Annotated in this window: 22 protein-coding genes and 1 pseudogene; 15 read left to right on the top strand and 8 right to left on the bottom strand. The window is 71.2% G+C overall.

Going from position 1 to position 23181, the window contains the following annotated elements; genetic code table 11:
- The first annotated feature begins 57 nt into the window (after positions 1 to 57).
- The 10 genes and pseudogenes from ACR9Y5_RS14140 to ACR9Y5_RS14095 all read left to right on the top strand — a co-directional run bounded on the left by ACR9Y5_RS14140 (position 58) and on the right by ACR9Y5_RS14095 (position 10527).
- A complete protein-coding gene (locus ACR9Y5_RS14140) occupies positions 58 to 999 on the top strand; it encodes a hypothetical protein (RefSeq protein WP_481298534.1) in 942 nt (313 codons plus the stop codon).
- Complete coding sequence (locus ACR9Y5_RS14135) at positions 996 to 1403, top strand: hypothetical protein (protein WP_481298533.1); 408 nt, start codon at positions 996 to 998, stop codon at positions 1401 to 1403. Before ACR9Y5_RS14140 ends, ACR9Y5_RS14135 begins: the two co-directional genes overlap by 4 nt.
- 64 nt (positions 1404 to 1467) lie before the next feature.
- Positions 1468 to 1557, top strand: a pseudogene (locus tag ACR9Y5_RS14130) (NAD-dependent epimerase/dehydratase family protein); the annotation flags it as partial.
- Positions 1558 to 1577: 20 nt separating this feature from the next.
- Complete coding sequence (locus ACR9Y5_RS14125; RefSeq protein ID WP_481299611.1) at positions 1578 to 2387, top strand: hypothetical protein; 810 nt, start codon at positions 1578 to 1580, stop codon at positions 2385 to 2387.
- Positions 2384 to 2782 (top strand): hypothetical protein, encoded by a 399-nt coding sequence (locus ACR9Y5_RS14120; RefSeq protein WP_481298532.1) that lies wholly within the window; start codon positions 2384 to 2386, stop codon positions 2780 to 2782. Before ACR9Y5_RS14125 ends, ACR9Y5_RS14120 begins: the two co-directional genes overlap by 4 nt.
- Before the next feature lie 64 nt (positions 2783 to 2846).
- Positions 2847 to 4079, top strand: a complete 1233-nt coding sequence (locus ACR9Y5_RS14115) for a hypothetical protein (RefSeq protein ID WP_481298531.1) — start codon at positions 2847 to 2849, stop codon at positions 4077 to 4079.
- 210 nt (positions 4080 to 4289) lie between these two features.
- Entirely contained in the window at positions 4290 to 5252 is a 963-nt protein-coding gene (gene galE, locus ACR9Y5_RS14110; protein WP_481298530.1) for a UDP-glucose 4-epimerase GalE, read from the top strand.
- 188 nt (positions 5253 to 5440) lie between these two features.
- On the top strand, positions 5441 to 5764 hold the full coding sequence (locus ACR9Y5_RS14105) for a WhiB family transcriptional regulator (RefSeq protein ID WP_481298529.1): 324 nt from the start codon (positions 5441 to 5443) through the stop codon (positions 5762 to 5764).
- A gap of 79 nt (positions 5765 to 5843) precedes the next feature.
- Complete coding sequence (locus ACR9Y5_RS14100; RefSeq protein WP_481298528.1) at positions 5844 to 9098, top strand: glycosyltransferase; 3255 nt, start codon at positions 5844 to 5846, stop codon at positions 9096 to 9098.
- Positions 9091 to 10527 carry a DUF5719 family protein gene (locus ACR9Y5_RS14095; RefSeq protein ID WP_481298527.1) on the top strand — a complete coding sequence of 479 codons (1437 nt, stop codon included), beginning with the start codon at positions 9091 to 9093 and terminating at the stop codon, positions 10525 to 10527. The genes ACR9Y5_RS14100 and ACR9Y5_RS14095 overlap by 8 nt, the downstream gene beginning before the upstream one ends.
- Before the next feature lie 25 nt (positions 10528 to 10552).
- Here the strand turns inward: ACR9Y5_RS14095 and ACR9Y5_RS14090 are convergent, their stop codons facing one another.
- Positions 10553 to 10996, bottom strand: a complete 444-nt coding sequence (locus ACR9Y5_RS14090; protein WP_481298526.1) for a metallopeptidase family protein — start codon at positions 10994 to 10996, stop codon at positions 10553 to 10555.
- A gap of 42 nt (positions 10997 to 11038) precedes the next feature.
- On the opposite strand from ACR9Y5_RS14090, the gene ACR9Y5_RS14085 reads away from it, so the two are divergent.
- Genes ACR9Y5_RS14085 through ACR9Y5_RS14070 form a run of 4 tightly spaced genes read left to right on the top strand, consistent with a single transcriptional unit; the run spans position 11039 to position 14762 of the window.
- A complete protein-coding gene (locus ACR9Y5_RS14085) occupies positions 11039 to 11248 on the top strand; it encodes a DUF3499 family protein (protein WP_310134710.1) in 210 nt (69 codons plus the stop codon).
- 49 nt (positions 11249 to 11297) lie between these two features.
- Positions 11298 to 12698, top strand: coding sequence for a phosphomannomutase/phosphoglucomutase (locus ACR9Y5_RS14080; RefSeq protein WP_481299587.1), 1401 nt, complete (start codon positions 11298 to 11300; stop codon positions 12696 to 12698).
- A 34-nt stretch (positions 12699 to 12732) separates the two neighbouring features.
- Positions 12733 to 14211 carry an adenosylhomocysteinase gene (gene ahcY / locus ACR9Y5_RS14075; protein WP_481298525.1) on the top strand — a complete coding sequence of 493 codons (1479 nt, stop codon included), beginning with the start codon at positions 12733 to 12735 and terminating at the stop codon, positions 14209 to 14211.
- A complete protein-coding gene (locus ACR9Y5_RS14070; protein ID WP_481298524.1) occupies positions 14211 to 14762 on the top strand; it encodes a GNAT family N-acetyltransferase in 552 nt (183 codons plus the stop codon). The genes ahcY and ACR9Y5_RS14070 overlap by 1 nt, the downstream gene beginning before the upstream one ends.
- Positions 14763 to 14799: 37 nt before the next feature.
- On the opposite strand, the gene ACR9Y5_RS14065 is transcribed toward ACR9Y5_RS14070, so the two are convergent.
- Together ACR9Y5_RS14065 and ACR9Y5_RS14060 are read right to left on the bottom strand one after the other, a co-directional pair.
- Positions 14800 to 15465, bottom strand: coding sequence for a cyclase family protein (locus ACR9Y5_RS14065; protein ID WP_481298523.1), 666 nt, complete (start codon positions 15463 to 15465; stop codon positions 14800 to 14802).
- A 13-nt stretch (positions 15466 to 15478) separates the two neighbouring features.
- Positions 15479 to 16318 carry an RDD family protein gene (locus tag ACR9Y5_RS14060; protein WP_481298522.1) on the bottom strand — a complete coding sequence of 280 codons (840 nt, stop codon included), beginning with the start codon at positions 16316 to 16318 and terminating at the stop codon, positions 15479 to 15481.
- Between the two features lie 17 nt (positions 16319 to 16335).
- On the opposite strand from ACR9Y5_RS14060, the gene ACR9Y5_RS14055 reads away from it, so the two are divergent.
- Positions 16336 to 17331: a stage II sporulation protein M gene (locus ACR9Y5_RS14055; protein WP_481298521.1), complete on the top strand. Its 996-nt coding sequence runs from the start codon at positions 16336 to 16338 to the stop codon at positions 17329 to 17331.
- 24 nt (positions 17332 to 17355) lie between these two features.
- Here ACR9Y5_RS14055 and ACR9Y5_RS14050 read toward each other — a convergent pair whose 3' ends face one another.
- The 5 genes from ACR9Y5_RS14050 to ACR9Y5_RS14030 are packed head-to-tail and all read right to left on the bottom strand — an operon-like array spanning position 17356 to position 22998.
- Entirely contained in the window at positions 17356 to 18687 is a 1332-nt protein-coding gene (locus ACR9Y5_RS14050) for a DUF58 domain-containing protein (RefSeq protein WP_481298520.1), read from the bottom strand.
- Positions 18688 to 18696: 9 nt separating this feature from the next.
- Positions 18697 to 19707: an AAA family ATPase gene (locus tag ACR9Y5_RS14045; RefSeq protein WP_481298519.1), complete on the bottom strand. Its 1011-nt coding sequence runs from the start codon at positions 19705 to 19707 to the stop codon at positions 18697 to 18699.
- Positions 19704 to 21008 carry a DUF4350 domain-containing protein gene (locus ACR9Y5_RS14040; RefSeq protein WP_481298518.1) on the bottom strand — a complete coding sequence of 435 codons (1305 nt, stop codon included), beginning with the start codon at positions 21006 to 21008 and terminating at the stop codon, positions 19704 to 19706. The genes ACR9Y5_RS14045 and ACR9Y5_RS14040 overlap by 4 nt, the downstream gene beginning before the upstream one ends.
- Positions 21005 to 21664 (bottom strand): DUF4129 domain-containing protein, encoded by a 660-nt coding sequence (locus tag ACR9Y5_RS14035; protein ID WP_481298517.1) that lies wholly within the window; start codon positions 21662 to 21664, stop codon positions 21005 to 21007. Before ACR9Y5_RS14035 ends, ACR9Y5_RS14040 begins: the two co-directional genes overlap by 4 nt.
- Complete coding sequence (locus tag ACR9Y5_RS14030; protein ID WP_481298516.1) at positions 21649 to 22998, bottom strand: DUF7847 domain-containing protein; 1350 nt, start codon at positions 22996 to 22998, stop codon at positions 21649 to 21651. The genes ACR9Y5_RS14035 and ACR9Y5_RS14030 overlap by 16 nt, the downstream gene beginning before the upstream one ends.
- Positions 22999 to 23181: the final 183 nt, after the last annotated feature.

The following is a 23181-nucleotide window of genomic DNA, read 5'->3' as shown; positions in this document are numbered from 1 at the left end:
ACAGCGTACGTCCCGAAGGGATGGGGAAGGTGAAGATCGAGCCGGTCACCCTTCGGCGTGCTCAAAGAAGACCAGCTCTCCACGCAGGTGCACGCGACGAAGGCTCAACGGGACGCGACCGAGCGGCTCATGGAGGTGAACAGCGCGGCCGCGGCGGCGCTGTCTGCACTGCCGCTACTGGGTGAGGCGTTGCAGACCAAGAATCGTCAGCTCGAGATGGTGCTCAATCACCTGGAGAAGGATCTTCGCGGCCTGGAGGACAGACTCAATGCGCTCCGCGCCTTCGACGCAGCCACCTCGGGCCTGTTCCAGAACGAGCTCATAGACACCGGGTCCGGTCGGCCGCGCCATGGTGCCCGCACCGGCGGCCCCCACAACGATGGCATCCGGCCGGCATCCTTGGTCGTGCCCGCGCCGGGGGCCACGGCGCAGCAGATCGCGCAGTGGCTGCTCTCGGGTGCGTACAGCATCGGCGCCCTCACTGCCGCCTGCGGCGCCGCCTCCGTCATGGCTGCAATCACTCTGATCGTGCTGGGAGGCGCGGGGGCCGGGTCAACCAGCGGGTCACGGTTCTACACGCCGGAGGAGCAAGTTCGGCGCGCCCGACTGGACATGTACTACTGGACGCACAACCTCGACGGCAGTGTCAGGCAGCACATTGGGCCGGCACCGTCGCCTTTGGGTACGTGGCTCGATGAGGCGGCGCCCTCGTTCGAGAACATCAAGGATGTACTTAAGGAGAAGTCGCGCAAGGGGAAAACTAAACCGCATCGGGAGGTGGACACCCCTGATGAAGTTCGCGAGATCTACGAGGAGATCACCCGGGGAAGCGAACCCATCGACGACGTCGGCACATACAAGGGCGAGAGGCGCAGGCTGCCAGACGGCACCGAGGTTGGCTTGCGGGATGAGAGCACGTCCGGTGGAATCACCATCGACATCAAGCCACCCGCGGGAGAGGTCATCAAAGTTCATTTGCCGAAGGTATGGGGAAAATGAAGACAGAGCGGGACACGCTGGAACACTTGATTCTGTATCAAGCCGACGACGATTGGTTCGAGATCGGCAGCGCAGACGCCTACGCGACTCACTTCGAGTCGGACCGTGCGAAGCGCAAACGTCTTGTGATGGACGCTGTACATCGATTAGCGGCCGGAGGTTTGATTCGGATAGGCGAGTTGCAATTCGAAAAGCCCGAGCACAGAACAGGCCTCCATTGGGAAGAATGGCCCGGGAGCCTCGACGACCAGATGGAAAAGCTGGACGCCGTGTATACGCCCGAAGTCGAGGATGACCGCTATTGGTATTACGCGTGCTGGCTCGATCTCACCGAGGCGGGGCAGCGGGTCGTCGAGGCGATGCCTGAACCCGACGGTCGCTTCTTCGAAGGCCTGATCTTCTGACGCGCCAGACCCGCCCACCTCGCCCGATAGGGTTGAAGCTCCGTCGAGCACGGGAGGTTCGCCCGTGGCGTGGTTGGTGACCGGAGGCGCAGGGTACATCGGGGCGCACGTGGTGCGCGCGTTCCGCGAGGAGGGCATCGACGTCGTCGTGGTCGGCCGCTACTGGGTGAGGCGTTGCAGACCAAGAATCGTCAGCTCGAGATGGTGCTCAATCACCTGGAGAAGGATCTTCGCGGCCTGGAGGACAGACTCAATGCGCTCCGCGCCTTCGACGCAGCCACCTCGGGCCTGTTCCAGAACGAGCTCGTAGACACCGGGTCCGGTCGGCCGCACCATGGTGCCCGCACCGGCGGCCCCCACAACGATGGCATCCGGCCGGCATCCTTGGTCGTGCCCGCGCCGGGGGCCACGGCGCAGCAGATCGCGCAGTGGCTGCTCTCGGGGGCGTACAGCATCGGCGCCCTCACTGCCGCCTGCGGCGCCGCCTCCGTCATGGCTGCAATCACTCTGATCGTGCTGGGAGGCGTGGGGGCCGGGTCAACCAGCGGGTCACGGTTCTACACGCCGGAGGAGCGACTGCGCCGTTCGCGTATTAGGTGGTACTACTACACCCACAATGTCGACGGCTCGCTCAAACAGCGCGTCGGTCCTGCCCGCACTGAACTGGACACCTACTTCAATGAAGATGCAGCCAGCTTCGACGATGTCGAGAGGATCCTCGACGAGAAGACGCGACCTGGTCGTAGCGAACCTCATCGAGAAGTGGACACGCAAGCCGAGCTAGACGAGCTCGCGGAGGAAATCTCTCGCGGAGGCAGGGCGATCGAGGGGCCGGCAAGCTACGACGGGACATGGATCGAGCTGCCGGACGGCACGAGGATCGGACGCCGCACCAAGAGTGGTTCCGGCGGACCAACTCTCGATATCAAGAGTCCGGAAGGAGAGTACATCAAAGTGCACTTGCCCAAGGGATGGGGAAAATGACCGTCGAACCGGACAGCCTGGAGCACCTCGTTCTGTATCAAGCAGACGACGACTGGCTCCCGATCGGGAGCCCCGACTACTACGCGGGTTTCTTCGAGACCGATGTGAGGCTCCGCAAGGTACCCGTGCTCCACGCGGTGAGGTCACTCGCGGAAGCTGGCTACATTCGAATTGGCGAACTCAAGCGGCTGCGTCCGGAGGATCCCGACAGCCTCGACTGGGTGGAGTGGCCAGGAACGATCGACGAGCAACTGAGACGCCTTGACGAAATCTACACTCCCGAGTCGGACGACGATGCTTGGTACTGGGCCTGCTGGTTCAACATCACCGACGCCGGCCGGGCGATCGTCGAGGCTCTCCCGAAACCCGCTGGCCGGTTCTTCCGAAGGCGGTGACGGCACCTGTGTGTGGGGATGTCCTCAATCAGCGGCTCGCGCGACGGTTCGCTAACCTCGCCCCGTGAGGGTCGATTCGCTTGAGCACCTCGTGACGTATGTGCTGACCCAGGATTGGCTCGACATCGGCACGGCGGATGCCTACGCCGCAGAATTCGAGCCTGATCCGGGAACGAGAAAGGAGCTCGTCCTGCGAGTGGCTCGATCGCTCGCGAGCGAGAGCCTCATCCTCGTCGGTCAGGTCGAGCGGCTGGGCCGAGACCGAGGCCTACGGCTGGGATTCGTCGAGTGGTCCGGATCGATCGACGACCAACTCGACCGGGTCGCGAACCTTTACCAGCCAGGTGATCGAGACTCGCCCGCGTGGTCGCCCGCGGTCTGGTTCGATCTGACCGTTCGCGGGAGACAGGTCGTGGAAAACCTGCCCTGGCCGTCCAGCTCGCTGTTCGACTGGGCGAACCCCGTGCGGCTCGGGGACGGGCGACCCGCCGGAGCCAGCGTGCAGCAGATCGCGTTCTGGATGCTGGAGGAGCCGGAGCGGTTGAGCCAGCTGGTCCGTGCCTACGGCGCGCATGCGGTCGGCTCCGCTCTGGAACTCATGGACGCGACCGAAAAGGACCGCATGAGCCGCGAACAGCGGTTGTGTCGATCGCGCCTGCAGATGTGGATGTTGACTCATGTGCCTGATGGCACGCCCCGTGCACGAATCGACGGGCAACGATCCAGCGAGGATCGGCGCCGCGAACTGATGGCGGTCGCTCAGACTCAGGAACATGCGGATGCATTCTGGACGGCTGCTCAGGGGGTTCCTTGGAGCCTTCGAGATTGCGGCAGCCCCCGGGTCGACGCGTCAGCGCAGCGCCGTCCGACGGACCGGGATGCGGCTCGAGAAGGGTCGCCCGCTGTTGTGGAGCAGAATTCGCTTGCTCATCTCGTCCTGTATTTGGGAGACGACGACTGGGTGCCAATCGGCGAGGTGGACTCGTATGCCAAGAAGTTCGAGGCGAATCCCACGGCGAGAGCGGGGCTCTGCCTGGGAACGATCCAGGGCCTGGCCGAAGCCGGCTTCATCGAAATAGGCGACGTGAAGCGTCACGACCCGATGCGGCCACGCACAACGGATTTCATGGAATGGCCCGGCGTCCTGTCCGATCGCATGGCTCGCCTGGCTGAAGTTTACCGGCCAGATGCGAGGGGAGAGCGGAGCTGGTATTGGTCGTGCAGGCTGCGTCTCACCGATGTCGGCGAGCGGACACTCGCCACTCTTCCCGAACCCGACGACCACTTCTTCGACTGAGACAGCCGCGCAGCTGCGATGACCGGATCACACACCATACGTCGGAGATCGGGGCCGGAATCTCCGACGCAAGGCTCTGTGGCAGGACTTCTGGGCCGAACGGGCGCGGATCTCCGCTGCTAGCGCCGCAATCTCCGACGATCCGGGCGCCCAGCGCGGTCCCGGTAGGGTTGCCCTGACTGTGATGGCGAACGAGCAGGAGGACCGCCCGTGGCGTGGTTGGTGACCGGAGGCGCAGGCTACATCGGAGCGCACGTCGTGCGGGCGTTCCGGCGGGAGGGCATCGACGTCGTCGTGGTCGACGACCTGTCGAGCGGTCACGAGGAGTTCGTACCGGCCGACGTGCCCTTCTACCGCGGCACCATCCTCGACGGCGAGCTGCTGGAGCGGATCTTCACCGAGAACCGGATCAGCGGCGTCGTCCACGTCGCCGGGTTCAAGTACGCCGGAGTGTCCGTCCAGCGTCCGCTGCACACGTACGAGCAGAACGTCACGGCGACCGCCGTGCTGCTGGCGGCGATGCAGGAGGCCGGGGTGGATGCGGTGGTCTTCAGTTCGTCGGCCGCGGTCTACGGCACGCCGGACGTCGACCTCGTCACCGAGTCCACGCCGAAGAACCCCGAGTCGCCGTATGGGGAGTCCAAGCTGATCGGCGAGTGGCTGCTGCGCGACCAGGGCGTCGCGGCGGGCCTCCGTCACACCTCGCTCCGCTACTTCAACGTGGTGGGCTCCGGCGACCCGAGCCTGCGCGACACCAGCCCGCACAACCTGTTCCCGCTGGTCTTCGACGCGCTCGCCGAGGGGCGGACGCCCCGGATCAACGGAGACGACTACCCGACGCCGGACGGCACGTGCGTCCGCGACTACATCCACGTCGCCGACCTCGCCGTCTCGCATGTCGCCGCGGCCAAGCGCCTGGACGCGGGGGACGTGATCGAGCCCGTCTACAACCTGGGGAGCGGCGACGGCGTGTCCGTCGGCCGGATCATGACGACGGTCGCCGAGGTGACCGGAATCCCCTTCACCCCAGAAGTGGGGCCTCGACGCCCGGGCGATCCGGCGAGGATCGTGGCATCGGGCGAGCTCGCAGCGCGCGATCTCGACTGGAAGATGCGGCACACGCTCGACGAGATGGTGCGCAGCGCCTGGGAAGCACGCCAGGCGGCGTCCTGAGGCACCGGTCCCGTCGGGTCGGCTCCGCCGGGCGTGTCGCGATTGTTGCCGTTAACCGGCGCGTCGCGAACTCTCGACCTGCGGTCAAGGCTTTACGATTCGCGACTTGACGGAAGCGAATGACAACGGTGTAATTAGTGGCACACGGGAATCTCGTGTTTCAGCAGTCCATGGGTGGGGAGACCGATATGCCAGTTCCTGAATATCGTTCCGGGGTACCCGACGACTGGTTCATCGATCCGGTCCGGCTCGGCGTCCCGGGCGTCCGGCCCGCGGAGGTCGAAGACGACAATCCGCTCGCCTGGCAGACCGACGCCCTCTGCGCCCAGACCGACCCTGAGGCCTTCTTCCCGGAGAAGGGCGGCTCGACCCGCGACGCCAAGCGGATCTGCACCTCGTGCGAGGTGCGGTCGCAGTGCCTCGAGTACGCGCTCGCCAACGACGAGCGGTTCGGGATCTGGGGCGGCCTCTCCGAGCGCGAGCGCCGCAAACTCCGCAAGCGCGCCGGCTGACACCGACACCTGCGCCTAATCCGCGCCGCGCCCGGGCCAAAGAAGGGATCGGCGCGCCCCCGACCTAGGCTGACTGGCGATGTATCCGAGAGTCACCGCCATCGTCGTCGCCCAGAGCGGCGGCCCCCGCCTGCAGCGCACTCTCGACGCCCTCGCGGAGCAGACCCGTCGACCGGACGCCGTGATCGCCGTCGATTGCGCGTCCTCCGACGACGCCGCCCGGCTGCTGTCCGAGTCGCATCCCACCCAGCTGCTCTCCCTCCCCGAGAAGCTGGCCTTCGGTGCGTCCGTGGCCGCGGCCGTCCGCGTCCTCCCTCCCACCTCCGGCCCCGACGAGCTGCTGTGGCTGCTCGCCCAGGACACCGCCCCCGAGCCGCAGGCCCTGGAGGCGCTGCTGGCCGCCCTCGAGGTGTCGCCGTCCGTCGCCATCGTCGGCCCCAAGCTCGTGGACTGGGACGATCCCACGTTCATCCGCGAGTTCGGCGAGGCGATGACGCCGTTCGGCGCCTCCCTCCCGCTGGTCGAGAACGAGCTCGACCAGGCGCAGCACGACGGCCTCAGCGACGTGCTCGCGGTGTCCAGCGCAGGAATGCTCCTCCGTCAGGAGCTCTGGGACCGGCTCGACGGCTTCGACCCGGCCCTCCCGACGGTCGACGACGGCCTCGACTTCTGCACCAGGGCCCGTCTCGCGGGGTTCCGCGTCACGCTGGTGGCCCAGGCGCGGGTCGCGATCGGCGGCGACGGTCTCGCCGGCCCCAATCTGTCGCCCAGGTGGACGGTGCGCCGCCGCCTGTCGGGGGAGCGGCGCCGCGCGCAGCTGCACCGCCGCATGGCCTACGCACCGGGCTGGGCGGTCCCGCTTCACTGGCTCACGCTCGTCCCGCTCGCCGTCGTGCGCGGGCTCGTCCGGCTGCTGCGCAAGGAGCCGGGGTCGATCGGGGGAGAGCTGGGGGCGGCCTTCCGTGTCGCGTTCTCGGGGATGGCGGTGGGAAACGCCCGGCGCCGTCTGGCGTCGGCGCGCGAGGTCGGCTGGGCGGCGGTCGCGCCGCTGCGCATCCCGTTCGGCGAGGTGCGCCGCGCACGCGCGCTCAAACGCGAGGCGGCCGTCGTCCGCCAGCAGGGCGAACGCCAGGATCTCGACTTCTTCGGCACCGGCGGTGGATGGGCGGTCCTCGCCGCCCTGCTGGTCGGGCTGGCGCTGTTCTTCCCGCTGATCGGCTCCGGCGCCCTCAGTGGCGGCGGCCTGCTGCCGCTCGACTCGTCGGTCGGCCAGCTGTGGGCGAACCTCGGCTACGGCTGGCGGGATGTGAACCTCGGCTTCACCGGGGCCGCCGACCCGTTCTCGGCCGTGCTCGCCGTGCTCGGCACACTGACCTTCTGGCAGCCGTCGCTGTCCCTGGTGCTTCTCTGGGTGCTCGCGCTGCCGCTCGCGGCGCTCGGCGCCTGGCTGGCGGCGGCCCGGCTGACCGCGCGCGGGACGCTACGTGCCTTCGCCGCCCTGGCGTACGCCCTCGCACCCACCGTCCTGGTCGCCCTGCAGGGCGGACGTCCTGCCGCGGTGCTGGCGCACATCCTGCTGCCGTGGCTGTTCTTCGCCGGGCTGGCGGCACGTCGCTCGTGGGCGGCCAGCGCCACCACGGCCCTCCTCGCGGCTGCGACGGTCGCGTGCGCGCCGATCCTCATCCCCGCGCTGGTCGTCGTGTGGATCGCGGCCATCGTGTTCGCCGGCCGCCGTGCTGCGCGCATCGTGTTCCTCCCCCTGCCCGCCGTTGTGCTGTTCGCCCCTCTCGTCTGGCAGCAGGGAGCGCGCGGCGCGTGGCTGTCGGTCCTGGCGGACCCCGGGGTGCCGCTGGATGCGCGGCAGACGCCGGCCTGGCAGCTCGCGCTGGGCTTCCCCGACGGCACACTGGGCGGTTGGCATCAGCTCGCCACGGCGCTGGCGCTGCCGACGGCCTCGGCGAACATCCTCGTCCCCATCCTGCTCGCGCCGCTCGGCGTGCTGGCCATCCTCGCACTGTTCCTGCGGGGCACCGTCCGCGCCATCGTCGCGCTGCTCGTGGCGCTCGCCGGCTTCACCACCGCCGTGCTCGCGCTGCACCTCCAGCTCGCCGTCGCAGGCGGCACCGTCGTGCCGATCTGGCCGGGGAGCGCGGTGAGCCTGTACTGGCTGGGGCTGATCGGCGCCGCGGTGCTGGCGCTCTCGGCGATCGGGCGCGCCGCCGTGTACCCGGCTTGGGCGGCCATCGTGACGCTCGCCATCGCGTCCGTCCCGGTCGGGATCGCGACGCTGAACGGGCACGCCTCCGTCGCGGAGAGCGACGGACGCACCCTGCCCGCCGTCGTGACCGCCAAGGCCGCGACGCAGCCGCGAACGGGCACCCTGCGGATCGTCCCGGAGCCCGGCGGCGGCATCCGCGCCGACGTCGTGCGCGGCAGCGGAGAGACGCTCGACCAGCAGTCGACGCTCGCCGACACCTCCCGAGCGCTCACCCCGGGTCAGCGCGACCTCGCCGAGCTCGCCGGCAACCTGTCGTCGCGCAGCGGCTACGACGCGTCCGCGCAGCTCAAGCGGCTCGGCATCGACTTCGTCCTGCTCGCACCGTCCGCGACGGCGCTCGGGTCGGCCGACACCTCGGCGGCCGACGCCACGCGCTCGCGGGCGGAGGTCGCGATGGATGCGAACCCGCTGCTCGCACCGGTCGGCGCGACGGGCACCGGACGGCTGTGGGCGTTCGACCGCGCGACGGCCGACGTTCCGCCCGCTGCGCGCATCCCGGCCGACGCGGGCGACCCGTGGCGCGTGCTCGTGCTGGTGCTGCAGGGGCTGGTGATCGGCGTGACGCTGCTGATGGCCATTCCGACGACGCGCTCGGCCGACCGCGTCTCCGAGCTGACGGCGCGGCGCCCCCGCGGGCGCGGCGACGAGCGCGCCGTCGAGCCGGACGACGCGCCCGAGACGCCCGAAGGCGCGGGCGATGGCGTCGCGGACGAGAGCCTGGACGAGTACGAGGCCGAACCCGCCGACGAGGCGATCGTGGAGTCCGCCGAGGAGGACGAGCTGCGGGAGGCCGCGGACGACCCCGTTCCCGAAGCGGAGCAGCCGGCGGAGCCGGCGGAACCGGCGGAGCCGGCGCAACCCGGGCCCGAACCGCTGGCCGAGCCGGCGCCGCAGCCCGAGCCCGGGAATGCGGTCGAGGAGCCGGTCGACGACCGCTTCGAGGACCGCGATGCCGAGCGCGTGACGACACCTCCCGGCCCCACGACCCTCGAGGACGGGCTCGAGGAGACGATCATCCGACCCCGACGCAGCTTCGAAGGAGGCGACCGTGCCTGACCGCAAGGGACTCGCCCGCATCGGCATCCGTGCCGCGGGAGGCCTCGTCGGCGTGGCGGTCGCGGTCGTCGCGATCGGCGGCGCGACCCTGCTCCCCCTCCCGGACTTCGCCATCGGGGCCCCCTCGCAGACGGTCACCCCCGTCCCCGCCGATCAGCAGCGCGTCTGCCCCGGTCCGTTGCTGCAGCTCGCCGCGGACGCGGGAGCGGCGACGCGGCCGAGCTCGATCGGTGCACCCACCACGGCGACGGGAGCCACCGGATCCGAGGTGCGCACCCGTGCGCTGAAGCCGGACACGGATGCGGAGTCCGGCGATGAGGCGCCCCTGCTCGCCACCGTGTCGACCCCGCAGGGAGCCGGTCAACCGCCGCTGATCGCCGGCGCTCAGCTCCAGAACGCCGCCGAGGAGGACCTGGCCGGCCTCGCCGCGGCGGCGTGCGCGGAACCGAGCGCGGACACCTGGCTCGCGGCAGGCTCCACCGCCCTCGGGCAGACCAGTCTGGTGCTGCTCGCCAACCCGAGCGCGGTGGATGCGACCGTCGATCTGGCCATCTTCACCGAGTCCGGCCCCGTCAGCGCCCCCGGGGCGACCGGTATCGTCGTGCCCGCCGGCGCCCAGAAGGTCGTGCCGCTGGCCGGCCTCGCGCCGTCGGCCGCCGCACCGGTGGTGCACGTCACCACCTCCGGCGGCGAGGTGGTGGCGGCGCTCCAGCAGAGCTACGAGCAGGGGATCCAGCCCCGCGGCGCGGAGATCGCCGGGGCGACAGGGGCCCCAGGCCGGCAGCAGATCATCCCGGGCGTGACCATCGCCTCCATGAACGCCGTCGAAGGCGCCCAGTCGGCCGAGGGGGTCGGCGTGGACTTCCCGGTCGTCCGCATCCTCGTGCCCGGCGACAAGGATGCGCAGATCACCGTGGGCGCGGTGGGGGAGACGGGCACCGCGGCCGGCAACTCGTACGCCACCACGGTGAAGGCCGGCACGGTCGCCGAGATCCCGCTGGAAAGCCTGAAGGACGGCAGCTACACGGTCACGGTGAACTCCAGCGTCCCCGTCGTGGCCGCCGTCCGGACCTCGGTGATCGGATCCAAGACGAGGGACTTCACCTGGTTCTCGTCGGCGCAGCCGCTCCTCGAGCAGGCGCTGGCCAGCGTCCCGGGCGGATACACGCCGACCCTGCATGTCGCGAACCCCGGTGAGTCCGATCGCACCGTCACGGTCCAGAGCATCGCCGCGGGCAGCAAGAAGTTCACGCTGACCGTGCCCGCCGAGGGCGGAGCGGGCACCGACCTGAAACCCGGCACCTACGTGGTGACCGGTGCCGACGGACTGACGGCGAGCATCAGCTACGCGACCGACGGTCGCAGCTCCAGCTTCGCCCTGTCGCCCCCCGGCCCGCTCGCGGCGCCGATCACGGTGTACCCGAACTGATGGCGCCCCAGAGGCCGTCGCCCGGTCAGAAGTGCCGGTACCGGTCGGGCGCCAGGTCCCACGGGTCTTTGCCGAGCAGCTCGGCCACGGCGCGGAAGACGCATCCCTCGATGTACATGCGGCGGTGGAGCTCGTCGTCGTGGTGCAGTTTGGTGAGGCGCTGGATGGGGACGCGGTACAGAACGATCCGCCGGCGGCCCGCGTCGACGCGCCAGCGGTCGACGCCGTCGCCGCCGGAGTTGCCGATCGGCGTCGCCGCGACCTCGAAGTGCACGTTCGAGAGCTCCTCCGGCCAGATGCCCTTGAGGTAGTCGGCGGTGGATGCGACGGTCATGTCGAAGAAGTCGATGCGGTTCTGCAGCATGGGCAGGTGCGGACCGGTCACCGGCCCACGCGCGCCCCGGCCGTGGCGGCTGCGCCACCGGCTCGTCGCCGGCGGCTGGCTGCTGGTGCGGCGGTTGCGGGGCATGTCGCCATCCTACGTCCGCGGCGCTCGGGTAGTCTGAGCCCGATGTTGAGCCGTCCGTGTTCCCGTATCGCCTGTCCGCGCGACGCCGTGCAGACCCTCACGTACGTGTACGCCGACTCGATGGCCGTGATCGGTCCGCTCAGCCTCTCCCACGAACCGCACTCCTACGACCTGTGCGCGATCCACGCCGAACGGCTGTCCGCGCCCCAGGGCTGGCAGATCGTCCGCCACGTCGGCGTGACCGACGCCTGACGGGGCGCTCGCGGTAGGTTAGGGCCATGAGCGCGCCCGGGATCCTCGTCTGCAATCCGTCGTCAAGACCTACGACATCCGCGGGCTGGTCGGGAAGGACCTCACCGAGGACCTGGTGGAGGCCATCGCCGCCGCGTTCGTCGACGAGGTCGAGGCTGCCGGGGACGATGTGATCGTCGGCCACGACATGCGCGACTCCTCGCCCGCGTTCGCCGCCGCCTTCGCGCGCGGCGCGCAGGCCCGCGGCGGGAACGTGGTGTCGATCGGCCTGTGCTCGACCGACGAGTCGTACTTCGCGTCCGGCTCGCTCCAGGCGCCCGCCGCCATGTTCACCGCGAGCCACAACCCGCCGACGTACAACGGCATCAAGCTCTCCCGCGCGGGCGCCCAGGGGCTGAGCATGGACACGGGGCTCGGGGCGGTCCGCGACCGTGCCGACGCCTACCTCCGCGACGGCATCCCGAGCGTCGAGCAGCCCGGTTCGTTCCGCGAGGAGGACGTGCTCGAGCGGTATGCGGCCTACCTCCGGTCACTCGTGGACCTCAGCGGAATCCGCCCGATCACGGTCGTCGTGGACGCGGGCAACGGGATGGGCGGGCTCACCGTCCCCGCGGTGCTCGGCGAGGCCGCGGGCCTGCCCGCGCTGCCCATCACGATCGTCCCGCTCTACTTCGAGCTCGACGGCACCTTCCCCAACCACGAGGCCAACCCGCTGGAGCCGAAGAACCTGGTCGACCTGCAGCGCGCCGTCGTCGCGCACGGCGCCGACCTCGGGCTCGCCTTCGACGGCGACGCGGACCGCTGCTTCGTCGTCGACGAGCGCGGCTCCGCGGTCACGCCGTCGGCGGTGGCCGCCATCGTCGCCGTGCGCGAGATCGCCCGCGCGCGACGCGAGGACCCGGATGCGGAGATCACCGTCATCCACAACCTGATCACCTCCAACATCGTCCCCGAGACCATCGAGGCCGCGGGCGCGGTGCCGCTGCGCACGCGGGTCGGGCACACCCTGATCAAGGACGCCATGCGACGCTCCGGAGCCGTGTTCGGCGGCGAGCACTCGGCGCACTACTACTTCCGCGACTTCTGGAGCGCCGACAACGGCATGCTGGCGGCCATGCACCTCCTCGCCGAGTTCGGCGCGCAGGAGCGGCCGCTCTCCGCCCTCGCCGCCGAGTACACGCCGTACGCGATGTCCGGCGAGATCAACTCGACCGTGGACGACGTGCCCGCCGCCTTCACCCGGATCGTGGAGGCGTTCCGCAGCCGCGCCGACTTCGACGAGCTGGACGGCCTCACCGTCACCGGCCGCGTCGGGCAGGAGGAGACGTTCTGGTGGTTCTCCGTGCGGCCGTCGAACACGGAGCCGCTGCTGCGGCTCAACGTGGAGGCCGGCGACCAGGCGACCATGGCGCGCATCCGGGACGAGGTGCTCGCGCTGATCCGGGGGTGACCCGGCCGGGCGTCATGGATGCGAGAATAGGCGCATGCCAGCTAGCACCTCGACCGCCCTTCCCTTCAAGGTCGCCGACCTGTCCCTCGCCGAAGCGGGACGCCACCAGATCCGCCTCGCCGAGAACGAGATGCCCGGGCTGATGGCCCTGCGGGCGGAGTTCGGCGACGCCCAGCCGCTCGCGGGCGCCCGCATCGCCGGCTCGCTGCACATGACCGTGCAGACCGCCGTGCTGATCGAGACGCTGGTCGCGCTCGGCGCGCGCGTGCGCTGGGCCAGCTGCAACATCTTCTCCACACAGGACGAGGCGGCCGCGGCGATCGCCGTCGGCCCGCACGGCACCCCAGAGGCCCCGGCCGGTGTCCCGGTGTTCGCCTGGAAGGGCGAGACCCTCGAGGAGTACTGGTGGTGCACCCGGCAGATCTTCGACTGGTCCGCGGAGGCGGCCGCCGACGGCGCCGACTACCCGGGCCCGAACCTCATCCTCGACGACGGCGGCGACGCCACCCTGCTGGTGCACAAGGGCCGCGAGTTCGAGCTGGCCGGCGCCGTGCCGGACGACGCCGACGGCGACAGCCACGAGTACCGCGTCATCCTCGCCGCCCTGCGCGCATCCCTCGCCGACTCCAAGGACCGCTGGACCCGGATCGCCGCCGACATCCTCGGCGTCACGGAGGAGACCACCACCGGCGTCCACCGCCTGTACGAGCTGGCGAAGGCGGGTCACCTGCTGTTCCCGGCCATCAACGTCAACGACTCGGTCACCAAGAGCAAGTTCGACAACAAGTACGGCATCCGCCACTCCCTGCCGGACGGCCTCAACCGCGCCACCGACGTGCTGATCGGCGGCAAGGTCGCGTTCGTCGCCGGCTACGGCGACGTCGGCAAGGGCGCGGCGGAGGCGCTGCGCGGCCAGGGCGCCCGCGTGATCGTCAGCGAGGTCGACCCGATCAACGCGCTGCAGGCCGCCATGGACGGCTACCAGGTGGCCCGGCTCGAGTCCGTGATCGACCAGGTCGACATCCTGATCACGGGCACCGGCAACCTCAACGTGGTGACCCTCGACCACCTGCTGGCGCTCAAGCACCTCGCGATCGTCGCGAACGTCGGTCACTTCGACAACGAGATCGACATGGCGTCGCTGGAGGCGCTGCCCGGCGCCGAGAAGGTCGAGATCAAGCCGCAGGTGCACGAATGGCGCCTTCCCACCGGCCGCAGCATCCTGGTGCTCTCCGAGGGCCGGCTGATGAACCTCGGCAACGCGACCGGCCACCCCAGCTTCGTCATGAGCAACTCGTTCACGAACCAGGTGCTCGCCCAGCTGGAGCTCTACGTCTCCACCGAGCAGTATCCGGTCGGCGTCTACGTGCTCCCCAAGCACCTCGACGAGAAGGTCGCGCGCCTGCACCTCGACGCCCTCGGCGTCGAGCTCACCACCCTGACGGACGAGCAGGCCGCCTACATCGGCGTGCCGCTCGACGGTCCGTACAAGGTCGACCACTACCGCTACTGATGGCGCTCGAGTTCGCCGACCGGGAGCTCCCCGGCGGCCTGATCCTGCGGGTGCGCAGCGAACGCGACGCCCCGGCCCTCGCGGCCGCCTATCAGCGCAACCGCGGTCACCTCGCGCCGTGGGACCCGACGCGCACGGAGGACTTCTTCACGGAGGACGGCCAGCTGCAGCAGACCCGCGAGCTGCTCGCCCTGCGGGCGATGGATGCGGGTCTCCCGCTGGTGCTGGTCGACGGTGACGAGGTCGCGGGCGGGATGACGCTGAGCGGCATCGTGCGCGGTGCGTTCCAGTCGGCGACGGTCGGCTACTGGCTCGACCGCAACCACACCGGGCGAGGGCTCGCCTCCGCCGCGCTCGTCGCCGTCATCGAGGCGTCGCGCGACCAGTACGGTCTCCACCGCATCCAGGCGGCGACTCTGCTGGCGAACCACGCCTCGCAGTCCGTGCTGACGCGCGCGGGCTTCGAGCGCATCGGCGTCGCACCGAAGTACCTGCAGATCGCGGGCCGGTGGCAGGACCACGTGCTGTTCCAGCGCATCCTGCACGACTGACCGCGGGCGCGGGCGCGGCGCGCGCTGGCGGGCTGGCTCAGGGCAGCTCGGCGAACGCCCGCACGGGGAAGGTCCCGAACCCCTCGATCGCCGGCGGTGCGGCGGTGAAGCGCGCGCCGCGCGCCGGCAACCGCTCCAGCCCCGTCAGGTGCTCCACCACGTGGATGCCCGCGGCGAGCAAGATGCTGTGCGCGGGCCGGGTGCCGCCGGACTCGGTGTCGTCGATGTTCAGCGAGTCGATGCCGACCAGGGCGACCCCCGCGTCGGCCAGGTGGCGCGCCCCGTCCTCGGTCAGGAACGGCGCGCCGATCGCGTAGGCCGGCGTCCCGAAGTGCACGTCCCATCCGGTGTGCAGCAGCACCGCGGCGCCCGCGGCCCTCACGTCGCGCAGGTCGGCCGGCGTGATGCCGCGCGCAGCGCCCACGGGCAGGTGGACCACCTCGGCCGGGAGGCCGACCAGCGTCGCGAGGTCCAGCCCTGCCAGGTCCGGTCCGTCCGGATAGCGGTGGTACGGGCTGTCGAGGTAGGTGCCGGTGTTGCCGATCATCGTGATGACGTCCATGGCGAACTCCGTCCCCGACGCGTACACCGCCCGGGACGCTTCGCGTGTCAGGTGCGGGGTGATGACCGGTGCGGGGAGACCGGGGTAGGTGACCAGGCCGGCACGGATGCGGTGGCTGAGGTCGACGATCTGGCGGCTCACGGGACTCCTGGGGTCAGCGGTCGGGGAAGCCGTGCGGCAGGGCGCTCAGCACGGGGTCGAGGCGCTTCAGCCGCTGCTGCTCGAGCGCCAGCCGCCGGGCGTCGCGCTCGCGGCGCAGCGCGGCGACGGCGACCAGGAACGTCTCCGCGTCGACCGGCGGAAGCGGGGACACGTAGGGCGCGGCCTCGCGGGCGAGTTCGGTGCTGAGCCCGTGGCGGGCTGCGGGCGTCAGCTCGGGCGCCTGGCGCACGAACTGGGCGATCCGGCGGGACAGGCGGTCGGGCAGCCGGGCGACGTCGGCCGTGGTCGCCCAGCCGGCCAGGTGCGGCGCCAGGTAGAGCGGGAGCGGCTGCGGCTTCGGGACGCGCACCAGCTGACTGTAGGTGCCGGCGAGCAGGTCCCCGAGGCGCTTCGACCGCGGGTTGAGCAGCCCGGTGAGGGCCGCGATCGCGCCGACGGTCATGAAGATCTCGAGCACGCCGACGAGCGCACGGATGAACGCGTGCCGGAATCCGATGGCACCCCCGTCGTCGCGGACGATCCGCGCGCCGACGGCGAGCCTGCCCAGCGACCGCCCGCGCGACGCGAGCTCGATCGTGGTCGGCAGGATCACCATCCCGAACACCAGGATCAGGATCACCAGCGCCCGGGCGAGAGCCTCATCCAGGCCGCCTCCGGTGGCGACCAGCAGCATGATGCACGCGAACATGACGATCAGTGAGAACAGCCAGTCGATGATGGTGCCCGCGGCGCGCAGGATGTAGCTGGCCGGTCTCACGTCGAGGGTCACAGCCTCGCCGGTGACCAGTTCGCGGTCGTCGTGCGACTCGCTCCCCGCCAGGGCCTGCGTCATAGATAGCATCTAAGCAGATGGACCTCGACGCCTACGCCGCAGCGCACAGTGCCGACTGGGAGGAGCTCTCCCGGTTGGCCGCGAGGCGACGCCTCGACGGGGCGGAGGCCGACCGGATGATCGACCTCTACCAGTCCGGCGCCGCCGATCTGTCCGCGATCCAGACCAGCGCGGGATCGACCGCGGTCGGAGACCGCCTCTCGCTCGCGCTGTCGTCGGCCCGGCTGCGCTTCACCGGGGCGGGCGCCAACCTGTTCTCGCAACTCCCGCGGTTCTTCGTCCTCCAGCTCCCTGCGGCTCTCTACCGCCTGCGCTGGATCGTGCTGGCCGTCGCCGTGGCGACCGCGGTGGTCGCGACGCTCTACGCGGTGTGGATCACCGGGAATCCGGACGTGCTCCGCAACCTGGGCGACGACGCGGACCTGCGCCGGTACGTCGAGCACGACTTCATCGACTACTACTCCAGCAACCCGGCGTCGTCGTTCGCGGGCCAGGTCTGGACGAACAACGCCTGGATCGCTGCGCAGTGCATCGCCTTCGGGATCACGGGCGTGTACGTGCCCTACGTCCTGCTCCAGAACGCCATCGGCGTCGGAACGGCGGCCGGTGTGATGTTCGCCTATGGCCGCGGGGATGTCCTCTTCTCGTACATCGTGCCGCACGGCCTCCTCGAGCTCACCAGTGTCTTCGTCGCGGCGGCGGCCGGCCTGCGGATCTTCTGGGCGTGGATCGCGCCCGGCGCGCGCACCCGCGGCCAGGCCCTCGCCGAGGACGGACGGGCGCTGTTCACCGTCGCGGTCGGCTGCGCCATCTCGCTCTTCGTCTCGGGGCTGATCGAGGGCTTCGTCACCCCCTCGGCGCTGCCGGTCTGGGCGAAGATCGGGATCGGCGCGCTCGCCCTCGCCGCCTTCCTCACCTACATGCTGGTGCTCGGCCGCCGTGCCGTCCGGGCGGGGGAGACCGGCGATCTCACCGAGTACGAGGCCGGCGCGCGGCGCATCGTGGGCGCCTGAGCCGCACTCCGTCGCCTGGGTCCGTCAGAGCCGCCCGGCCGCTTTGAGGGCCAGATAGCGGTCAGCGAGCGCCGGAGGCAGGTCCGCGGGGGAGCCGGTCACCACGTCGCCGCCCTGGCGGCGGACGGCGGCGGAGACCCGGCTGAGGTCGAGCAGGGACCGCTCGGCCGCGGCGGCACGGTAGACGGCCTCGCGGTCGCCCCGGCTGCGCGTGGCCGCCAGGGTGTCCGGGTCGGTCACGCTCGCGACGACGACGAGGTGCTTGGCCGTGAGCTGGGGGAGCGCCGACAGCAGACCGCGCGAACCGCCCGGCGACTCGATCGACGTGAGCAGCACCACGAGCGATCGCTGTGACGTCATCGCGGAGACCTGGCCGGGGACGGCCGACCAGTCCATTTCGATGAGGGCCGGCTCGATGCCGGCCATGACATCCACCATGCGCGACAGCAGCTCGGGGCCGGTCGCGCCCTGCACCCTCCCGCGCACGATCCGGTCGAAGGCCACCAGGTCGACGCGGTCGCCCGCCCGCGTGGCGAGCGCCGCGAGCAGCAGGGCCGACTCGAACGCGGTGTCGATGCGCGGCTCGTCCGCGACCCGCGCAGCGGAGGTGCGGGCCGTGTCGATCACGATCACGACCCGGCGGTCGCGCTCCGGCCGCCACGTCCGGACCATCACGCGCGCGCCGAGTCCACCGGCCGGATCGTGCCGCCGTGCGGTCGCGCGCCAGTCGATCGAGCGGACGTCGTCACCGCGCACGTACTCGCGCAGCGAGTCGAACTCGGTGCCCTGACCGCGCAGCAGGACCGTCGTGCTGCCCTCCAGCTCCCGCAGCCGCGCCAGTCGCGAGGGCAGGTGCTTGCGCGCGGTGAACGGCGGCAGTACGCGGATGCGGCCCGGCGCCTCGAGCGTGGCCTGCCGCGCCCACAATCGCAGCGGCCCCCACGAGCGGATGGTCGCCGTGCGCACGCGGCGTTCGCCTCGCCGCCACGGCCGCAGGGTGGCGGTCAGGCGGCGCCGCTCCCCGGCCGGGAGGGACACCCGAGCCCGGGTGGTCTGCGCGCCGGCGGAGGGCTCCCAGGCGTCGCGGACCACACCACGCAGCGTGCGCCGGCCGGTGTTCGTCACGTACAGCTCGGACGTCGCCTCGGCCCCGAGCCGGACCCGCGCCGGAAGGCTGCGCTCGAGCACCACGCGGCGAGGGGATGCCGCCAGCATCAGGTCGAGAACGCCCAGCACCAGGCACAGGACGAGCCAGCCGCCGAGCACTGCGTACGCCGCGCCGTCGCGCCCGCCGAACAGCACGACGGGGACGACGCCGAGCGCGAGCAGGGCGACGAAACGTCCGGATACGGTCACGACGGGCGCCTAGATCGGGACCTGGACCTGCTGGACGATCGACCGCAGGATCGCGTCGGCCCCCACGCCCTCCAGCTCCGCCTCCGGGCGCAGCTGCAGGCGATGGCGCCACACCGGGACGAGCATCGCCTGCACATGGTCGGGCGTGATGGAGTCGTACCCGGACAGCCAGGCCCACGCCTTCGCCGCGGCGAGCAGCGCCGTCGTACCGCGCGGGCTGACCCCCAGCCGCACCGACGGACTGCGGCGGGTCGCCCGGGCGAGGTCGACGATGTAGGCGAGCACGTCGGCGTTCGCCCCGACCGCTGCGGCCGACTCCCGCGCCGCGGCGAGCTCCGCGGCTCCGAGGACCGGCGTCACGCCGGCCGCCGTCAGATCGCGCGGGTTGAACCCGGCGGCGTGGCGGCGCAGCACCTCCACCTCGGTGTCGCGTTCGGGCACGTCGAGCGTCAGCTTGAGGAGGAACCGGTCGAGCTGCGCCTCGGGGAGTGCGTAGGTGCCCTCGTACTCGATCGGGTTCTGGGTCGCGGCCACGATGAACGGGTCCGGCAGCCTGCGGCTGACGCCGTCGACGCTGACCTGGCGCTCCTCCATGGCCTCCAGCAGCGCCGACTGCGTCTTCGGCGGCGTCCGGTTGATCTCATCCGCCAGCAGGATGTTGGTGAACACGGGCCCCTCGCGGAACACGAAACCGCCGGTCTGAGCGTCGTAGACCAGCGAGCCCGTGACGTCGCCGGGCATGAGGTCCGGCGTGAACTGCACGCGCTTGGTGTCGAGGCTGAGCGCCTGGCTCAGGGAGCGGACCAGCAGCGTCTTCGCGACGCCGGGAACCCCCTCCAGCAGCACGTGGCCGCGGGCGAGCAACGCGATGATGAGGCCCGTCACCGCGCCCTCCTGCCCGACGACGGCCTTGCCCACCTCGGCACGGACGCCCGCGAGGGCGGCGCGGAGGCGCGAAGCGTCGGCGGCGGCAGCGCCGGGCGTGGGCGGGGTCGTGGTTCCGGTCGTGACGTCGGTCATTCATCCATTCTTCCGGTCGGGCCCGCTGAGGGCTGCGGCGTGACCGCGGCGGCGGTGGCGTGTTCGAGTTCGGCCAGGTCGTCGGAGAGGGCGAGCAGGTCGCGGTCGGTGGCGGGGATGCGGTCGAGCAGCACCTCCGACACGCGTCCGCGATCCGCGCGGAGGACGGCGGCCACTGCATCCACCACCTCTTGTGTCGTCGCGGTCGACGGCAGGCCCACCAGCGCGGAGAGACGGCCCAGGGTGCCGATGCGCAGGGCGTCGGCGGCGCGCAGCCGTGCGGAGGAGCGCTGATAGAGCCGGGCCCGGCCCTCGCGCGTCTCGCCCGCTCGCACGACGACGGGGAGGTTCTCGATGACGAGCGGCCCGAACCGGCGGCCGCGCCAGACGGCGGCGGCCAGGAAGACGGCGACCAGCAGGAGGACCACGGGCGTCACCCAGCCCGGGGTGAGCGCGGCGATGTCGGGCGGCCCGGTGACCGGTCGGTCGTCGATCGTCGGCAGGTACCAGACCAGCGTCCGGTGGGATCCCAGCAGGTTGAGGGCGAGCGCGGCGTTGCCCAGCCGGTCGACACCTTCGTTCGTGAGCACCGCGGACGAGCCCAGCAGGTACACCGTGGAGTCGTCGAACGCGGTGCGGACGAGCGAGGCCCTCCCGTTCGCATCGGTGAAGCAGGCGACCCCGTCGCCTGTGACGCGGAAGGTGCCCGGCAGTCCCGCATCCTCGGTGTTCGGAGTCGTGCGCGGGTCGATCCGCCCGGCGCGCTCCGCGGCGCGGACGCCGCAGCCCGCCGACACCGGTGCGCGCGGCTCGCCGCCGGCGCTCACGCCGGGTGCCAGCGTCTGAAGCGCCTGGAAGTCGGGTTCGACGACGACGAGGGTCCGGCCTTCGCCCGCGAGTCCGCGGTACCCGGCCGCCGGCAGGTAGCCGTTCGGGTCGGAGACGAGCACGGTGGCGTCGTCTCCGGCCGCTGCTCGCGCGTCGCCCAGGGAGCTGACCGTTCGCACGGTCACCCCCTGGCCGCGAAGCACCTGCACCACCGCTTTCGCTCCCGCCGGGGCGGGGTTGGTCGCGTCGAGGGGCGTGTCCGCTCCCTCGCGTCCACCGGTGAGGAGGAGTCCGAACAGGGCGATGAGCACCGCGATGACTGCGAGCACGATCCATGGGACGGCGCGCCGTGCGGTCCTCCGCACGGTGGGGGAGACGGCGCGCGCCTCCGCCGGCGCCGTGCCCGGGGTCGCGGACCCGTCCGGAATGCCCGGCGCAGCGGCCCGTTCCCGCTCCGGAGCCGGGGCGCTCACGCGGTCACCGCCGGAAGCGTGACGCGCGTCCCCTGGAGGCGCTGGTCGAGCGCGACGAGCTGCTGGTACGCCGATTCCGTTCCCGGCCGATCGAGGTACCGCACCTCGTCGAAGGAGCGCGCCGCCTGGCGGAGCGCCTCGCGCTCACCCGGCACGACGTCGGCGGCGCGGTGCGAGAACTCGGTCGCCGTCGTCCCCGGTGACACGAGGACGAGCGTCCGTTCGTCGAGCCCGGCCGCGATCGCCCGGAACTGCTCCTCGACGGCGGTCACCCAGTCGCCGGAACGGGCGGCACGCTCCGCGGAGGCGCGCAGTTCGGCCGCGCTGCGGATCTCGTCCGACCCGAACAGCGCGCGCCGCTCCAGAGACGACCGTCGGTTGATGCGCGGACGTCCGAAAACCAGGAATGCGGTCACGATGAGGCCCGCGACGATCAGCACGACGACCAGGAGCAGCACCGGCCCGGCGTCTCCGCCCGGACCCTGGAAGAGGGAGGCCAGCCAGTCCTGGACCGCTTTGGATGCCAGATCGAACCACGTCGGCTTGGCGGCCTGGTACTCCGGTCGCGCCAGTTCGTCGCGCAGCCATTCCTGCGCTTCCGGTGAGCTCGGGTCAACCGGGACGTCGACGTGGATCACGATCAGCCGGCGGGCCACCCGGCCGCGGCGGGCGGCTGCGGCGGCTGGGTGCGCTCGGCCGGCGGGAGGTACGGATCGGGCAGGTCGTGGCCGCTCTGGCGGCCCTCGACGAAGCGGACGAGCTCGAGGTCGAGTCCCTCCTTCCGCATCCGGAGGTCGAGGTAGAGCAGCGACACGGCAGCCGTCTGGATCACGCTGCCGATCGCGCCGACGATGGCGGTGGCGATGCTCGCGACGACGTTGACGCCCAGCTGAGCCACGATCAGCTGGGTCATCGAGCTCGCTGAGTCGCCGGCCGTGGCGGAGGTCGGGGCGAAGACGCCGCCGATCAGGCCGCCGAGCAGGCCGAACGGGATGCTGATCGTCTGGGTGATCGCATAGACGATCAGCCAGACGAGCGCGATGATGCCGAAGGTGCGCCAGAAGTAGCCGTTCGTGAGCCGCCACGAGCGGGCGACGGCGGAACGCAACGGCAGCCGCTCCAGCACGATCGCGCTCGGCACCATGGCGAGCTTCGTGTTGATCCAGATGGCCAAGGGGATGAGCCCGACGCCGCCGATGATGCCGACCGCCACGGCTCCGATCGTCCCGGCGACGCCGCCGATGCTCGCCAGGGCGACGACGATCGCGACCACCAGGGCGATCGCCACGATCCAGGCCAGCGCGAACAGGAGCGTGAACCCGATGAGGGCCCCGAACCGGCCCCGCACCAGCCGCCAGAGCGAGCCGAACGTGTGCTTCTCACCGAGCGTCTCGCGGGCCACCTCGCCGACGATCACGCCCTGGAGGAGGGCGCCGAAGACGGTCGTGATGACGAGCGAGAGCACCCCCAGCACGATGATGCCGCCGATCAGGCCCGCTTGCAGCGCAGGCTTGTCCTGCGCGTCGGCGGAGAGGACGCGGCTGACCAGCAGCGCGATCCCGCCCGCGAGGATGACGGTGACGAGGATCGCGGGGATGCCCTGCAGCACCAGCGCCGCGCCGACGGTGATGCGCGGGTTGCGCCGCAGCGCCTGGAAGGGAGCGGCCAGGAGCGGCCCGAGCGTCAGCGGCCGAAGCGGGATCAGGCCCGGCTTCGGCGGCGGCGTCCAGCCCGGCTGGGCCCCGCCCGGTACGTATGACGGCTGGCCGTAGGGCTGCTGCTGCCACCCGAACTGGGGCGGCTGCTGTCCGTACTGGGGCGGCTGCTGTCCGTACTGGGGCGGCTGCTGTCCGTACTGGGGCGGCTGCTGTCCGTACTGCGGGGGCTGCTGTCCGTACTGCGGGGGCTGCTGCCCGCCGGGCGCGCCCTCCGCGCCCGGCGTGCCGGAGCCCTGCTGCCCCGGCGCCTGCCAGTCCTGTTCGTCGGTCACGCCGTGCCCTTCCGTTCCCCCGCATCGAAGCTGTGGTCCCATGCTGGCACATCGTCCCGCTGCGCGATGTCCCGTCCACAGGGCACGCAATGCTTTCATACAAGCCGGTAGCAGGCTGCTCCATTACGCTGGTCATGTTGTCCGCGGCCGTGGCCGCTCGAGGAGGGTTCGGGGAACATCCGA

It is taken from the genome of Leifsonia sp. KNZ13-11D, assembly GCF_056754895.1.
This window is presented reverse-complemented; position numbering and strand designations above follow the sequence as displayed.

Coding starts and splice junctions, on each gene's coding strand:
- ACR9Y5_RS14090 (WP_481298526.1), bottom strand. CDS start 10,996: ATGCCCCGCAACCGCCGCACCAGCAGCCAGCCGCCGGCGACGAGCCGG.
- ACR9Y5_RS14100 (WP_481298528.1), top strand. CDS start 5,844: ATGTATCCGAGAGTCACCGCCATCGTCGTCGCCCAGAGCGGCGGCCCC.
- ACR9Y5_RS14055 (WP_481298521.1), top strand. CDS start 16,336: ATGGACCTCGACGCCTACGCCGCAGCGCACAGTGCCGACTGGGAGGAG.
- ACR9Y5_RS14120 (WP_481298532.1), top strand. CDS start 2,384: ATGACCGTCGAACCGGACAGCCTGGAGCACCTCGTTCTGTATCAAGCA.
- ACR9Y5_RS14045 (WP_481298519.1), bottom strand. CDS start 19,707: ATGACCGACGTCACGACCGGAACCACGACCCCGCCCACGCCCGGCGCT.
- ACR9Y5_RS14135 (WP_481298533.1), top strand. CDS start 996: ATGAAGACAGAGCGGGACACGCTGGAACACTTGATTCTGTATCAAGCC.
- ACR9Y5_RS14085 (WP_310134710.1), top strand. CDS start 11,039: ATGTTGAGCCGTCCGTGTTCCCGTATCGCCTGTCCGCGCGACGCCGTG.
- ACR9Y5_RS14060 (WP_481298522.1), bottom strand. CDS start 16,318: ATGACGCAGGCCCTGGCGGGGAGCGAGTCGCACGACGACCGCGAACTG.
- ACR9Y5_RS14070 (WP_481298524.1), top strand. CDS start 14,211: ATGGCGCTCGAGTTCGCCGACCGGGAGCTCCCCGGCGGCCTGATCCTG.
- ahcY (WP_481298525.1), top strand. CDS start 12,733: ATGCCAGCTAGCACCTCGACCGCCCTTCCCTTCAAGGTCGCCGACCTG.
- ACR9Y5_RS14105 (WP_481298529.1), top strand. CDS start 5,441: ATGCCAGTTCCTGAATATCGTTCCGGGGTACCCGACGACTGGTTCATC.